We start from the raw sequence: 15010 nt of genomic DNA on the forward strand, positions 1-15010 counted from the left end.
ACCAGCACGTTCTAACATTAACCTTGGATCCACCCGATGGGGGCAGACCAGTTCTCGTTACAGAAAGCACAGCCGCTCTAGACTTGGTTGTGGCTCTTGAAACAGGTGGCTCAAGTGCTTACTGAGCTTTACTGTTGCAACCCTGGGTAGGCCCAGAGGCCCGAGACGCGCATCAGATCGCGATAGATCACCAGCCGCTCATCGGATGACACCTTCGCTGCTTCCTCGACTGAAGGCGCATCAAGCGCCACCACCGGCAACACGTTTGCGGAAATGTCGTATTGCTTCAGCGCATCCTCAAGCAGCGTGCGGGCGCGGCGCATATGGCTGGAGCTCGTCACGAGAATGACGCTGTCTGCCGTATGCCGCTTGAGCAGGTTCGCGACATTCAACACATTGCCGACCGTGTCCTTTGACTTGTCCTCGATCAGTATCCGGTCGCGGTCAACCCCGTGCTCGACAAGCCATTTCATCATCACATCACCTTCGGTGACGCCCGCCTGCGGCTGCCCTCCGGTAACCATGACCCGCGCGGTTGGATTTGCCTGTGCGGCCCTGAGTGCCACATCCAGCCGGTCGAGCAACGGCTTGTCGGCGGTGCCATCCTTGGCCAATGCATAGCCGAGAGCGACGATCATCACCTTGCCGGGCACAGCAGGAACTTCGATATTCGGCTTTTCTGCCATGATCTGTTCGGCGCGCACAAAGCGCTGGCGGTAGGCCTCGGCCCCGTCGCGGTCAAGCCCAGACAGGCCCTGATGGGCGAGGGCAGCCCCGGTTTCATCATTGCCGACTCGCGCCAGAGCCTCAAGCCATGCCTGTGCGTCGAACGAGGTCTGATCCTTGGCAAGGATGTCCTCATAAGTTGCACGCGCTCCATCGACATTCTTCTGCAGGATCTGCGACGAGGCGACCGCAAAGCGGAAATCCAACCGTTCCGGCGCCAGTTTCGAAGCCTCGGCGAAGGATTGCTCGACCACATCATAGCGGCCATGCAGCGTGATGCCCTTGAAAATCTCAGCTTCGGCCTTTTTGACGTCGCCGCCGGTCCAGTAATACTGCATCCCGGTGTCAACGAGCGTCTTGATCCTCTCCGCATTCTGCGGATCGAAGGCAAAGGATTGTACGGATGTGGCAAGGAAGAGGAGGCCGGCAAATGCCAGAGGAACAGTTGCGTTGCCGCCAGCAATCATCAGCGCTTTGATTTTGAGTCGACGTTGAACAGTAGCTCTTGCCATGCAAAATCCCCTTAAATTTCCAGTAATACCAAAGTAAAGCCACTTTTTGAATATTGTCAACCAACGCATTGAAAATCGCCGATGTTGAGCGAGTTCCTAGAAACTTACTATATTTCACACACCAATATAATACCAAAAATTGTGACCAACTCTTCCTTACTAACCGGACCTTCTGAGGCGGATCGCGGAGGATGCTGCTCTAAATAAAGGCGACTTCGAGACCTATTGGTCGGATTTAGGGCCACGCCGATTATCTGGCCTGGATTCTACCAACGCATCAAGGGCAATCGCATCACGGGTGGGATTGGTAGACTTTTTGGCACCAATCAAAAGGTGCCTTTAACGGCATTTTTAAACGAACAGTTATCAATAGCGTGCGAATTTGAACAACACGGCGTTAGGTCTCCTTGCGTCGTCGGGCTACCATGACTCCTGTCAACGCTCGCTCAGGACGATCCCCTCTTCGTTAAGCATGCGACTGATTGACATTTACCGCCGCGACTATGAATCTCAAGCCCACACTATAACCGGGTTGTCTTCAATCCCGAACACCTCTACGCAGCAAGAAGGTAAAAAATGGCTACTGGCACTGTTAAATGGTTCAATTCGACCAAGGGTTTGGGCTTCATCAACCGGATGATGGCGGTACGGATGTCTTTTTCCACATCTCTGCCGTAGAGCGGGCGGGACTCCACGACCTCAATGACGGTCAGAAAATCAACTACGAAATGGTGCGGGACAAGAAATCGGGCAAGATGTCGGCCGATCAATTGAGCGCCGGCTAATTAACGCTCCGTCCGCACGACCGCGGGCCAGGGACCTCGAACGGTCGGCATGGGCGCCGACGATCCTGAACGGTGCCAAAATTGGCCGTAACCGTTTAATTGGCGCGAATGCGCTTGAAGGCGTGCGTAAGTCTGCAAAAACTTGGGTCGGAAAATGCGCGTCGTTTCTATCGAGGGTTAGTTTTGACAGCCAACGATTGATGCATCGCCACAAGGGATTCTTTAGCCTGCGACCCATCGATAAGCCCGTAACATTTGACGGAACTTTGTACTATTGGCCCAGCGGCCGCGTCTGTTTGAATGCCTCGTTGTTGATCTTCGTAAATAGCGATTGGATATCAGCTTCTGGGATGCTGTCCCCGATGAACCAACTGAGGCTCACATAGAAACCGAGAAACGAGTGCCGAACGGCGTCAATAATGGATTGCGTCTCGTTAGCGCTGATTTTCAAGCGGCCGCTAATGAAATCCATGAGGGCTGCCTCGGCACGGGGATGTGTGAAAACGACCGGAGGCGACAAGTCGGTACTAAGAATAGGCGGTCTGTGTTCGTTGGAAACGCAGGGCAGTGTCTGCGACAACCGTATATCGCGCGAAGATGCGGCAATCTCAATGGCAAATGCCTCAGCGCGCAAAGTCCAGCGACCCTCTTGTGTATCGAAATACTGAAAGTCGCGGGGGTGCAGCGTTATCGCGACCGTCGTTGCCTCGCCGGGCCGAAGTTCGACTTTAGCAAAGGACTTTAGCTCCCTGACAGGACGTCTCAATCCGGGTTGAATGGGCCGAACATACAGCTGGACGATCTCCTTGCCAGCGACGTTACCCGTGTTACGGATGGTCACCCGTGCCATTACGTTGCCTTCGTCCGTTACCTGATCGACATCAAGCCAAAGGTCTTCATAGCTGAAGCTTGTGAAAGATAGTCCGTGGCCGAAGGGAAAGAGCGGTTCAATGCCCTTCAGGTCATAGAAGCGATATCCAACAAAAATGCCCTCGGAGTAGCAGTGTCGGCCATGTTCTCCAGGATAGCTGTGGAAGCCTGGGATGTCTTCGATCCGCTTGGGGAAAGTTACCGACAGCTTGCCGCAGGGATTCTGCTCGCCGAAAAGAACGCGGGCGATTGCCTGTCCGCCTCCCTGGCCCGGATAGAAGCAGGCCAGGATCGAGTCCACGTCCTCCGCCCAGGGCATCTCCACAGCGTCTGGCATGGTGAGTACGACGACGGTTCGATGGCCGGCATGCGCAAGTGCCTGGATCAAATCGTCCTGTCCAGGCACTAGGCGAAGATTATCGCGGTCCGATCCCTCTCCGTCTTTTCCGGGGCAGTTGCTCGCAAAAACAACGACCGTGTCGGATTCCTGCGCGGCCGCTACGGCTTCGCTGATGGCGACATTGATCTGCGTCTGGGCTACCGGCGGAAACGGGAGATGGCGCACGCTGTTCTTTCCTGCGAGGCGCCGGATCTGCTCAAGCGGCACGTCGACGCGGAAAGGGTTGGTTGTCGCCGATCCAGAGCCTTGGATCACAGGCTTTACCGCGCCGTTGCCGATAACAAGCAGTCTTTCGCTTTTCTGTCGCGACAGGGGCAGGGCGGCTTGGTCGTTCTTGAGGAGCACGATCGATTCGGCCGCTATGTGGCGAGCCAGTTCATGATGGCTGTCGAGATCTATCGTGGAGCCAGTGGCAGCGCCAAGGCAACGGCGGACCAACTCCAAGACCCGCAGGCAGGCTTCGTCGAGTATGTCCTGGTCGATTTCCCCTGCCTCAATTGCCTTGAGCAGGGCTTCCTTGCGTGACTTGCTTTCCGGCATATCGAGGTCAGTTCCCGCACCAAGGGCAGCTGGACGATCCTTGATGGCGTGCCAGTCGGAAATTACAGCGCCTTTATAACCCCATTCCTCGCGTAGAACCCGGGTCAGCAGCCATGGGTTTTCAGCCGCCCCAACACCGTTCACCGGATTATAGGCACTCATGACGGTCCACGGAGAACTCTTGTCGATCGCGCGTTCGAAACCGGCGAGATAGATCTCGCGTAGCGCCCGCTCGCCCACTTCCGAGCTCGTATTCGTGCGATCGATTTCGGAGTTGTTGCAGGCAAAATGTTTCAACGAGGCGCCGACGCCCTTATCTTGCAGACCTCGAATGACTGCGGCTGCCAGCTCGCCGTTTATGATGGGATCCTCGGAATAGTACTCATAGGCACGTCCAGCGAGTGGCGTCCGGCGCGTATTGATCCCAGGTCCGAGCAGAAGATGCACACCAAAATTCAAGCATTCCGCGGCCAGCGCTTCTCCCATTCTATAGGCAAGTTCGACGTCCCAGGAGCAGCCGATGAGATTGCCGTTGGGGAAGCAAGTAGCCGCTCGTGTCGCCCCGAACATCCCTTGGTCATTGCCATCCGCGCGCTGGTTGACCACGGCAAGAAACTGACGGAGGCTCTCGCCGTCTTCATCGCCGGAACCAATCTGTGTGGAATAGCGCACCCCATATGTTCCGTCTGTCATAACGATCGCCGGCACACCAAGGCGATCGATTGCGCTTGTTTTCCAAAGACCGTGCCCGCTCAGCACATCGACCTTTTCAACGTTTGTCATTGACGCGACGATTGACGCCATGTCATCACCACGATCTTGAAACATTCAGGTCCTCTTTCGTGCGTTCTCGTGCCTGGCGATTGCAATACCGTCGCTCTCAGCAGATCTTCTGAAGCAGTTCCATGAGCATCATGCGTTCTCCGGCAGTCAGTGGATTCAAGGTTTGCTGCGATACATCAAGAGCGGCGGAGAGATTGCGATCGATCGTTTCTTTCCCGGCCTCGGTGAGGGTCAACACCAGGCGGCGCGCATCTGACGGGTCCGGTGCGGTGTTTACCAGCCCGCGTTTGACGAGCCGATCGACGACACCCTTGATCGTTGCCATGTCCATCGCCGTCTCCCGGCCGAGCTTGCCCTGCGAACAGGGCTGCAGATCCTTCAGTTTCACCAAGGCAGCCCATTGCGTGGTGGTGAGTTTTTCGGCAATCCGTTCGGAGAAGATCGCAACGTGGCGCTGGTTGGCCTGACGCAGGTAAAAACCAATCTGTTCACCGAGCGAATACTGTGTTGCCTTGGTCCTGCGATCGGCAGGCCCTTCTCTATGCCCCAAAGGCGGTGCGATCTGCTCTTCCAGAGGGCTGTTCATCATTTCTCTCGTTTGTTGTCGTTGCGCTCGTGGGTTGATATCTGAAAACGCGTAACGATTAATCTCCGCGCATCCAGGCGTCCACAATGGTTTGCGTTGTGGCAACTTCCAATTGTTCGCTGAGACGGGGCGCAAGGTGCATCATGACCGCCTGGTGCGCCGCTTCATCGGCGCTGCCGATGGCATCCGTAGCCAGAATGACACGCAATCCGGCATCGATCGCGTCGAGAACGCTGGCATACACGCAGACATCTGTCTCGACGCCACTGAACACAACCGTGTCAATCTTATCGACCGCAAGTCGCTCCAAAAATCCGGATGAACCGAATACCGAATAGGTTTCCTTTTCGACCACGTCGTTCTTCCCTGCCAGGTCCCCAAGCGGCTCCATGAGATCGAGCATACCAGGTTCGAGGACATCACCAGTCATCGTTGACCAACGGTTATAGTAGTTTCTCCAACGCCCCCCGGCGTCCTCGGCGCGTGGCGGTACGATGAATTTCGCAAAAAGTGATCTATGGCGGGAGACTTCGCAGAGCTTGATTACATTTGGGAGAATTGTTTTGATCAGCGGCGTATGCCAAGCGGTATCTTCCGCGAACAGTCGTTGCATGTCGATGACGACATGCAACGTGTGAGGGGAAAGCTGAGGCAAGGACATCGTGTCAGTTCGCCACTGCAACCGTGTGTTCGCGTGACCAATTGAGCGTAACGGCTTGACCCTCGCGAAGCACCTGTCCGTCCCGGTTCTGCGAGAAAAGCTTGAGCGGCAAGCCATCAGCGGTTTCCAGGATGTAGGAAAGGACGGGTCCGGCGTAGATGACTGTATTGATGCGTGCGGTAATTCGATTGTCCGTGGTTTCCCCTGTCGAGACGGACATTTTCTCCGGGCGAACCGCAAGCGTCACGTCGGCACCGTTGCCGGGCAACCTTTCGCAAGCATGGATCACGGTGCCATCGGCAAGCCTCACTGCTCCATCTTCCACTTTGCCGGTCAGAAAGTTCGAATCCCCGAGGAACTCGGCAGCAAATCGTGTCAGTGGCTTTTCATAGACAGTTTCCGGTTCGCCGATCTGAACAATCCGACCTCTGTCGAGAATGGCGACCTTGTCGGAAAGCGTCAGCGCCTCTTCCTGGTCATGCGTGACGAAAATCGTGGTCAAGCCGCTTGCACGCTGGATACGGAGCAGTTCCACCTGCATTTCCTGCCGCAGTCGCCGGTCAAGTGCAGACAGCGGCTCGTCGAGCAAAAGCACGCTCGGCTTGATCACGATCGCGCGGGCGAGTGCGACGCGCTGCTGCTGACCACCTGAAAGCTGCTTCGGCGTACGGTCGCCAAAGCCGGGAAGGCGCACCATCTCCAGTGCCCGATCAACTTCCTTTCGGGCAGCTTCGCCTTTGATGCCGCGCCGTTCGAGGCCAAAGGCGACATTCTGGGCAATCGTCATATGGGGAAACAGTGCATAGGACTGGAACATCATCCCGATATTGCGACCCCAGACCGGCACGTGCGTAACATCATTGTTGCCGATGAATACGGCGCCTTGATCAGGATTTATGAAGCCCGCGATGATGCGCAGCAGCGTCGTCTTCCCCGAACCGGAGGGACCAAGGAGGCTCGTGAAGGAGCCTTCGGTGAACTCGGTTGAAATGTCGGTGAGAACAGGTACTGCGCCGTAGGTTTTTGCGACGGATTTGACTTTAACGTTTGTCACTGGTGTCTCCGGGTTTGGCGAAGCGCGCAAAGATGAGGATGGCGGCCATCGAACCCAGCAAAAGCAGGGTCGAGATTGCATTGATTTCGGGGGTGAAACCTTTGCGGATTGCGGAGTAAATTTGAACCGGCAGTGTCGTATAACCGGGTGTTGCGAGAAAGTACGAAATGACGAACTGATCAAGGGACACAGCAAAAGCGAACAGCGCTGCACCCAGTATGCTGGGGTAAAGGAGCGGTAGCGTTACCGAGAAGAATGCATGGATGGGCGTGGATCCGAGGCTCATTGCGGCTTCCTCGAGATCTGCGCGGATGGTGCGAAATCCCGTGCCGACGACAAGCACCACATAGGGAATGGCCAGCGCGACATGCCCGATCAAAAGCGCGTGCATTCCGCGGCCGATCCCACTCCAATAGAAGAAGATCAGCATTGCCGTCCCGGTGATGAGCCAAGGTATGGCGATCGGTGGCAGGAGCAGGACCTGCAGCAGGCTCTTGCCTCGGAACGTGCGACGTGACAGAGCGACTGAAGCCATTGTTCCCAGGGTCGTGGCGACCACCGATGTAATGACAGCAATGATAATGCTGTTCATGCCGGCGGTGAGCAGTTGCCGGTTGCCGAGAAGCGCCTCATACCAACGGGTCGAGAAGGTGAAGGGTAGCTCGTAGAGTGGGGACGCGTTGAAGCCCATCGCCATCATCACAAGGATGGGCGTGTACAGGAACATCAGCACGGCAATGAGGTAGAAGCGGCCAATCTGTTTCATGGTCTCTCCTATGCCGTGGTGCCGCGGCGCAGCACGCCGGAGAAGGTGGCAAATATGGCAAGCACAACGGCAAGCAGCGTAAACGAAAGGGACGCGCCAAGTGGCCAGTTGAATGCCTGGGTAAACTGGTCCTCAATCACGGTACCCATGGTAACGCCGACGCGGCCTCCGAGGATGCGTGGCTCCATAAATGATCCGATAACCGGAATGAAGATCAGCACAGCCCCGGAAATCAAACCAGGAGCAGCCATCGGCACGAGGATGCGGAACAGGATCGTCCACCAGCGGGCACCAAGGCTTGCCGCTGCCTCTATGATCGCGTCATCTATGGTGACAAGGGCGATGTAGCAGGTCAAAATCATGTATGGCAAGTAGCCGTGGACCAGGCCGACGACGATGGCGTAGCGGGTGTAGAGGAATCCGATCGATCCCGCGTCGGGTGCTACCATGTGGAGTATGCTGTCGAGAAAGCCGTTTTCACGAAGCACCATCGTCCAGGAGAAGACGCGGACAAGACCATTTGTCCAGAATGGCAAAAGGATGAGGATGAGCAGCACCTCGCGTGCCTTGCCAAGCGCCGAGCGCGCGAGTGCGACGGCCGCAAGGAAACCGAGCACAGCGCAAAGCAACGTTGTCCAGAATCCGATCATCAGCGACGTCAAGCCGATTCTCAGCAGGTACGGCTGATCGACAAAGGCCCGATATTGTTTCAGCGTGAAAACGATAGGGGCATTGCCCATCGGCGTAGCCGACATGAAGCTGAACACGAGCATGGTCAAAAGCGGCAGGAAAACAGCAAGCGTCAGCCAGCCATAGGTCGGCATCAACAGAGCCGTTGTTGCGACCCATGCGGGGAGTTGGCGCCGGCTGCGCGGGCCTTCCAGTCCGCGCACTGACGCTACAGTCAGCTGGTTATTCTGCATAGAAGGCTTTCACTTCCTGCCAGAGGTTGTTGAAAGCTTCACGACGGTCGTCCGGAAGCGCCGACATGATGCTCATGGACTTCAGATATTCCGCTTTGTGTATCTGGCGGCTGAGATCGTCTTCCGGAAGGCCCTTTAGAGCGGCGGAATTTGACGATGCCGGGGCGCCGGCCTTGGTCGCCCATTCGACGTAAAAGGCTGGAGCGATCAACCAGTTCGCGAACGCCAACGCAGCTTCTGCATTGGGGGCCGATGCCGGAATTCCAAGACCGTCAACCCATCCGATGGCGCCTTCCTTCGGGACAACGAACTCGACCGGAAGCTTCGAATTGCGCTTGGAACGTACCGAACCGCCCGACCAGAACATGGATAAATCGAATTCCTTGGCCGCGAAAGACTTGTTCCATTGGTCTTCGGTAGACCACAGCAGCTTCACATTCGGTTTGATCGACTTCAAAGCCTTGGTGACGGCGTCGAGATCCTTCGGATTGTTCATGTCCTGACCGGTCATCAGGGCGCCAAGCGCCACGTTGATAATCGCATCATCATCCATGGCCACGCGGCCCTTGAACGCTGGATCAGCGAGAGCGGCATAGCTATCGGGCTTCGGAAGTCCCTCACGTACAGCCAGCGAAGTCATGCCCCATACCCAGGGAACGGCGTAACCCTTACCGTCTTTGCTGAAGTTCGGGTTGGAACGCAGATTGTCGTCCACCGTCGCGACATTCGGTACCTTGGCAAAATCGATGGGCTGCAGCAGATTTTCAGCAACAGCCTGTGCACAACGGGCGGCATTGAGCACGACGAGGTCGTAGGCGCCGGGATTGGTCCGCAGCTTGGTCAGCATCTCCGATTCCGAGCTGTAATAGTCATGAACGACCTCAATACCGGTCTTTTCAGCAAAGGCTTTTACGGACCAGGCCTCGTCAGTGCCATAACCTTGCCAGTTCAGTACCGTGATCGTACCGGCGGAAAAAGCATTCCGCGGGAGGAGTGAAAAGCTGGCACCGGCAAACAGTGCGACGGACATCAGTTTGAGCGTATTGCGTCTTGTTATCTCGGTCATTTTAATTACCCCTCATTTTGGATGTTGGCGTTTATCGACGCTTATGACGGTGGCCAACAAGGCTCACGATAAGCGCCGCACATAGTCTGATTCCTACAACAAAAATCTTGCTGTATCATTTGTATACAAACTAATAGCAGTTCCAGTTGCGATAACGTCTAGCGACGAGTGCCCGGTTAAGAGAACAAGCTTGTCCTAGAGTGGAGACAAACCAACCGGCATTGCTACCCGTGCTAGGGACGGTATTTTCATTCGCCTGGAAAACTCAAATGCCCTGCATTGGCTCCTGTTCAATCCCTCTGGTTTTTCAGCATTCTTTTTTGTTTTTTCATTTGTATGCAAATTATTAATACGGATTTTTATTCTGTCAAGTTTTTCCTTGCGCCGACGCCGTCCCGATACTCGATGAGTAAACATCAAGTTGCCTTGGCTGATTGCCTTGCGGAATATCGAGACGTATTCCTCCCGCACAAGCGGTCCAGATAATCTCTTCGCCATTTAGCCGCGCAGTGACCACATCAGCGGAGTTGACGCCTGCGAGGGTGATGAAACCCTCCACGTCCAGCGGATCGACCAAGCAACTGAACTGCCCGTTCTGGATTATGATCTTCGAGAGTGTGCCGCGAATATCGGTTGAAATCAGTAATCTTCCGTTCACGGAGGCTTTCAGAACCGCATCTTCAATAGTCACATGCAAACGACCAGCAGCGGAAAGCATCGGTCCCAGAGTGACATCTTTGCCCACATTGGTGAGGGTCCATCCTTTCCAGGGATCGAAGTCACAAAGCTCGCCGACAGCCATCAGCGGCAATAGCGCCGCCCAGATGTAGAACGGATCGGTATCGCCCTGATCCATGGCTTCGCCGCTGACAGCGTTATAGTTCTCGGCGGCAATCCGGTCCTCGCGCCACGACTTCATGAAGAGGTCGTAGCTCTGGCCAGCGAGACGGCTCGCCTCGGTGGTAAAGCCATAGCGCCTGAGGCCAAGCCAGACCATGTAGTTGACATTCGGCCAGATGCGGCCGCGCCAGTAGACATTTTCTGCAAAGGCAGGGTCGTTGCGTGTTGCGTTTGGCAGCACGAACGCCCCTGCAAAGCTGTTTTCATCATTCAGGCGTTCGAGCAGCCGCACCGCCTGCTCTTGCGTGGCCGCACCGCACAAGAGCGGATAGAAACTTGTCGGGGACAACGAGCGGACGAAACCGCCCTTGCGCTGGCGATTGGCGAATATACCGCGACTTTCATCCCACAATTCCTCGGAAATCAGATTGCGGCTTCGGTTGGCGATCGCCTCGAACTCGCGGGCGTCCTCGTGACGCCCCAGTACCCCGGCTATTTTCGCCAGCATTTCCGCATCGAGCGCGGCGGCACAATTGAGCCCGAGATCGAAGGTGGACAACGTCCGCGTCCCGGAATCGTAAACCGCCTCATCATGGGTTGCGGAATTATCCATTCCTGTTTCGTTGCGAGCGCCAAAGGCGCTGCCCTTGTAGAGGCCTTCACCGACATCCGATGTTCCGCAGGAAAGAAGGCCAGCGCCATCGGGATCGCGATTGTCGCGCCACCAGCGCTGATTGCGGGCGAGGGCCTCGTAGGAGGTCTCGAGGAGGGAGCGTTCGCCGGTGCGCTGGTAGAGCTGCCAGACGACCAGCGCTCCGTGTGGGGGCTGGCTACGGTCAACCCAAGCGTCATTGGAAGTGACGATGCAGGCGATATTGCCCTGAGGGGTCGCTCCGGCCAGCGCTGTCATCATGTTCTCGCGGGCAAGGTCGGCGTCGAAGAGGCCTCCCAAAAGCGCAGCAAACGTCTGGTCGTTGTACCAGACGGCGAATTTGCCAAGGTTCCAGATGCGCGTGACGGCTGTGTAGGGCCGTGCGTTCGTTTCATCCCACACCGTATTCCAGGCGACGACATCGCGGATCGCGTCGAGTGCGTCCTCATATGTGCCTGCGTGCGAACCGAGGATTTCGGCCGGAACGTCTTTGATCAGTGAGGCGCGCGCCTTTTCGATAGCAAGTTCCGCACTGTCGGCAACCGCAGCCGCGTAGGCGCCCCGCCGCATCATCTCAAGGTTGAAACGCATCGCAATAACCGGTGCGTGATCGCTGCGGCTGGCGAGATAGAAATAGCCGTTATTCTCGAAATCCGTTCGCAATGCCTCGATGGTCTCATGACCAGTCACTTGAACGGGGGCTTCGCCGCTTGTCACTGCGACGAAACGGGTGCCGACCTTGACGAGGGCAATCCCCTTTTCCGCGTCGTAGCGGATGGTTTCACCACCCTCGGCCGAGATTGCGATCGTCACCCAAAAACGCAAGCCCCATTCACCCGACACCTTGCCTTCCCAGCTTCCACGGATCGCGAAGGGATCGGACTTTACGGTCGAAAAGGCGATGGTCGTGCCGCTGTGATCAGTCTCAAGTTCAATGCGCGAACCGTCTATCGCATGATGGCCAAGGCGCACCTTATCACGTCGCGGTTCGATGGCTGACGTTGTTCTGCTGCGGGTCGAATAGAGGATCGGCGTGATGCGAACGCCGAGTGGCAGGAACACCATTTCGGCCGGTCGGTCGGACCAGGTGTTCCAGGCGCGCTTCAGGGGAATGCTCGTGTTTTGCAGCATGGCGGTGTCAGCTCTCTCGCGTGAGCGGAACAAGGCGCGGCGCAGCCGTTAAACCGCTCTTGTCCAGCGTGCCGCCCAGATAGGGCGTATGGTCATAATATCGGTTCGCCGCTGTGTTGGAGACGGCGATCTCAAGTTCATGCGCCTCCTTCGTGAGATGGCCGAGCATGAAACGATAGGGCCGCCATGCGCGCCGTCCGACCTCGCGCCCATCGATGCGGACGGTTACGGCCGTATGAGCTTCCGGAATTTGCACTATCCAGTCGTCCTCGGCCGCGATCTTCATATCCAGGCGATAAATACCCGTTCCCGAAAAGGCGGCAAAGCCCTGTTCTTCCCAGCCCTTCAGGACGGAAATAGGGATAAAGGCAGCATCTGCGTCCGGCGCGAATGTCCAGCCCTCACCAAGGACGACCGCGCGTTCGTCATCGAAGACCAGGGTCGACGTGAGGTGTCCCAGCGTTTCAACCGGCTGGTCCGTTTCATACAACCGCAGGCAGCGCACTTCCTGCGGTTCAAGCGTTATTGTCAGGCATCCGTATGCGGATGTGCTCTTCGCAGTGCCGTCGGCTGTAGACCAGACTTCACAATTGAAACCTTTACCGAGCGTTATCTCGCAGTGACTGGTTTTTGCCGCGTCATTGAAGAGGACGACGCGCCAGTGGCCGCCTGGCTCCTCGCCCACCCATTGCCATGGCTTCGCGCCGGATAGGCTTCTGATCTGCGGCCCCGGAACCGCAATTGCGGCCAGAAGCTCTGCCATGGAGCGCGGCTCCGGCAGCCCGGGCAGGTGCGTCGTAGCGAGTTCGGTATAGGCCTCAAGGGAGCCCTCGCACAGGCTCATCAGCCGGTCGCCTGACGACCATATGCTCCCGCCTGCATCCTTGAATCGCGCAAGTTTTTTCAGCGCCGCGCCCGATTCCAGCACCGTGACGGAGGGCAGGACAACTGCTTGGAAGGCCAGCCCCGATGCAACGATACGGTCGCCGTCGATCTCGGCGTTTGCGACATCGCTCTCGCTGACCAGCATGAAATCGTAGCCAAGCGCCAGCAGATGCTCACACCATGCGCCGACATGGTGCGCGTGGCTGTGGCGCGGGCCTTCCGCCCAGGCGGTATGGAGCGGGTAGAAGATGGCGACCGACGTGCGGGGTTCAGCCAGTTCGATAAAGGTGGAGATCCGCGCCGATTCCTGCGCGAAGATATCGTGATACGTCCACCAGGGCTCGAAGTTGATCCCGGGACCATAGTCAAACCGCGGATTGGCAAAGGGTGTCGGGTCGCCGCTCCGCCCGTCTGTCTGGTAGACGCCATGCCAGAGGAACTGGCGCATACCGAGGCAATGGAGGCGGATCGCCTGCGCCCGCATCGTCTCCAATGTCAGCTCCCATTGTCCGGCGGCGCGCACCGGCGTGCGAACCGCACTGGCATAAGTCTCAACTACGCAGCGGCTGCGGCCATTGGAACGGGCGACGGAATCGCCGAGCTTGGGCGCGAGTTGCGGATCGAAGTTGTTGGAATCGACTGCAGTCTCGTGCCGGAAACTGTCGATGCCGAAGAAATCAACCGCTGGTGCCACGCGCGGATCGATGCTGGTAAAGCCGCCATTGAGAGACCAGGAACTGATATGGGGCAGGATTTCGTGCCCCGTGAGAGCGATGCCGTTGCGCTCCGCAAAGTTACGCAACGTACCGAAGAATGCTTCGTTCATAAGCGAGGAGTAGGCAGCATAGAATTGCGCGCGCAGCCGTCGTGTCTGCTCGCCAACATCGTGCAGTACGGCCATGAGCGATAGCGGGAATGGAACGCACGTTCGGGACGCCACGCTTTCGCAGAGCTTTGAAGAAAAGAGGAGGCTGTTGCCGGGATTCCCTTCGATCTGGTCCCAGCGATAGAAACCAGCTGCCGGCTGGTCGTAGAAGATGGAACCGAGCGGGTCCGGCAAGAGACCGTCGAGGGCTTCGGTAAAGGGGTCGAGACCCACTTCAATGAAGCGGGCCGCGGCTTCTGGCATCAGATAGTTGATGAGCCGCGATGTCGTTGAACGGGCGCTGACAAATACTGTGAGGGCCTGATCTGCCTGTACAGCACCGTCATATTCGAAGCGGCAGGAAACGGGATCGCTTGCCGTAATGCGGACCGCTTTCGTGACGTCAGTGATCTGGTCGAGGTCCGTGATCGCGCCCGCCGGATAAAGCAGCGCCGCTTCAAGCGTCCATTCGCACCATTCGACCTTGCTGCCTTCGTACTGCCAGCGGAAGATTTCCGGTCCCATCCTTTCTGTGAAAGGCGCCTGGATACCGCTGATTGCACCCTTGCCGTCCTTCGAGGAGGACCAGAAGAGATGGCGCTCGCGCAGTTCGTCGCGACCCTCAACCGTCCTGCCGCCGGCATGGCCGCTGATCCAGTTGTAATCGTCGTAGATTCCGGCTTTCAGGCCAAGTTCGGTGGCGACGCCGATGGCCAGACGGTAGGCGGCGAGATGGGCATCCGACATATAGTCTTCGCGCGGCAGGGCGATGCGGGCCTGGATGAGGATCGTGCCAAGGCCCCCTGCCTTGAAATCGACAAGCTGCCTTCGGCAAGTCTCCTCGTCCGGGATCGAATGCCAGAACCAGTAAGCGGACGGACGGAACTTATGGGTCGGGTCGAGAAAAAGCCCCCTTCCTTCGGTGTCAGTCGTGCCTTTGAGTTGCTCCACCCTGCCGTTCCTCC

Annotated in this window: 10 protein-coding genes and 1 pseudogene; 1 reads left to right on the forward strand and 10 read right to left on the reverse strand. The window is 57.1% G+C overall.

The features are described from left to right. Positions 1 to 128: 128 nt before the first annotated feature. A complete protein-coding gene (locus ACSQ3H_RS29845) occupies positions 129 to 1238 on the reverse strand; it encodes an ElyC/SanA/YdcF family protein (RefSeq protein WP_436120649.1) in 1110 nt (369 codons plus the stop codon). Positions 1239 to 1814: 576 nt separating this feature from the next. Here ACSQ3H_RS29845 and ACSQ3H_RS29850 point away from each other — a divergent pair. Continuing rightward, positions 1815 to 2023: pseudogene (locus ACSQ3H_RS29850) on the forward strand (cold-shock protein). A 271-nt stretch (positions 2024 to 2294) separates the two neighbouring features. Here the strand turns inward: ACSQ3H_RS29850 and ACSQ3H_RS29855 are convergent. From ACSQ3H_RS29855 to ACSQ3H_RS29895, 9 genes are all read right to left on the reverse strand, one after another. Further along, complete coding sequence (locus ACSQ3H_RS29855; protein ID WP_436120650.1) at positions 2295 to 4661, reverse strand: beta-glucosidase family protein; 2367 nt, start codon at positions 4659 to 4661, stop codon at positions 2295 to 2297. Between the two features lie 52 nt (positions 4662 to 4713). Then, complete coding sequence (locus ACSQ3H_RS29860) at positions 4714 to 5205, reverse strand: MarR family winged helix-turn-helix transcriptional regulator (RefSeq protein ID WP_436120651.1); 492 nt, start codon at positions 5203 to 5205, stop codon at positions 4714 to 4716. A gap of 55 nt (positions 5206 to 5260) precedes the next feature. Next, complete coding sequence (locus tag ACSQ3H_RS29865) at positions 5261 to 5863, reverse strand: cysteine hydrolase family protein (protein ID WP_436120652.1); 603 nt, start codon at positions 5861 to 5863, stop codon at positions 5261 to 5263. Between the two features lie 4 nt (positions 5864 to 5867). Further along, complete coding sequence (locus ACSQ3H_RS29870) at positions 5868 to 6917, reverse strand: ABC transporter ATP-binding protein (RefSeq protein WP_436120653.1); 1050 nt, start codon at positions 6915 to 6917, stop codon at positions 5868 to 5870. Beyond that, the gene (locus ACSQ3H_RS29875) at positions 6904 to 7683 is read right to left on the reverse strand and encodes an ABC transporter permease (RefSeq protein ID WP_436120654.1); all 780 of its coding nucleotides are present in this window, start codon (positions 7681 to 7683) and stop codon (positions 6904 to 6906) included. Before ACSQ3H_RS29875 ends, ACSQ3H_RS29870 begins: the two co-directional genes overlap by 14 nt. Before the next feature lie 8 nt (positions 7684 to 7691). Next, positions 7692 to 8606: an ABC transporter permease gene (locus ACSQ3H_RS29880; RefSeq protein ID WP_436120655.1), complete on the reverse strand. Its 915-nt coding sequence runs from the start codon at positions 8604 to 8606 to the stop codon at positions 7692 to 7694. Continuing rightward, positions 8596 to 9672, reverse strand: a complete 1077-nt coding sequence (locus ACSQ3H_RS29885; RefSeq protein ID WP_436120656.1) for an ABC transporter substrate-binding protein — start codon at positions 9670 to 9672, stop codon at positions 8596 to 8598. Before ACSQ3H_RS29885 ends, ACSQ3H_RS29880 begins: the two co-directional genes overlap by 11 nt. Before the next feature lie 367 nt (positions 9673 to 10039). Further along, positions 10040 to 12295, reverse strand: a complete 2256-nt coding sequence (locus ACSQ3H_RS29890; RefSeq protein ID WP_436120657.1) for an MGH1-like glycoside hydrolase domain-containing protein — start codon at positions 12293 to 12295, stop codon at positions 10040 to 10042. A 7-nt stretch (positions 12296 to 12302) separates the two neighbouring features. Then, the gene (locus ACSQ3H_RS29895) at positions 12303 to 14996 is read right to left on the reverse strand and encodes a carbohydrate-binding protein (RefSeq protein WP_436120658.1); all 2694 of its coding nucleotides are present in this window, start codon (positions 14994 to 14996) and stop codon (positions 12303 to 12305) included. Positions 14997 to 15010: the final 14 nt, after the last annotated feature.

The sequence above is a fragment of the Phyllobacterium sp. LjRoot231 genome (genome assembly GCF_964253365.1).
Classification (GTDB): domain Bacteria; phylum Pseudomonadota; class Alphaproteobacteria; order Rhizobiales; family Rhizobiaceae; genus Phyllobacterium.

Coding starts and splice junctions, on each gene's coding strand:
- ACSQ3H_RS29845 (WP_436120649.1), bottom strand. CDS start 1,238: ATGGCAAGAGCTACTGTTCAACGTCGACTCAAAATCAAAGCGCTGATG.
- ACSQ3H_RS29855 (WP_436120650.1), bottom strand. CDS start 4,661: ATGTTTCAAGATCGTGGTGATGACATGGCGTCAATCGTCGCGTCAATG.
- ACSQ3H_RS29860 (WP_436120651.1), bottom strand. CDS start 5,205: ATGATGAACAGCCCTCTGGAAGAGCAGATCGCACCGCCTTTGGGGCAT.
- ACSQ3H_RS29865 (WP_436120652.1), bottom strand. CDS start 5,863: ATGTCCTTGCCTCAGCTTTCCCCTCACACGTTGCATGTCGTCATCGAC.
- ACSQ3H_RS29875 (WP_436120654.1), bottom strand. CDS start 7,683: ATGAAACAGATTGGCCGCTTCTACCTCATTGCCGTGCTGATGTTCCTG.
- ACSQ3H_RS29880 (WP_436120655.1), bottom strand. CDS start 8,606: ATGCAGAATAACCAGCTGACTGTAGCGTCAGTGCGCGGACTGGAAGGC.
- ACSQ3H_RS29885 (WP_436120656.1), bottom strand. CDS start 9,672: ATGACCGAGATAACAAGACGCAATACGCTCAAACTGATGTCCGTCGCA.
- ACSQ3H_RS29890 (WP_436120657.1), bottom strand. CDS start 12,295: ATGCTGCAAAACACGAGCATTCCCCTGAAGCGCGCCTGGAACACCTGG.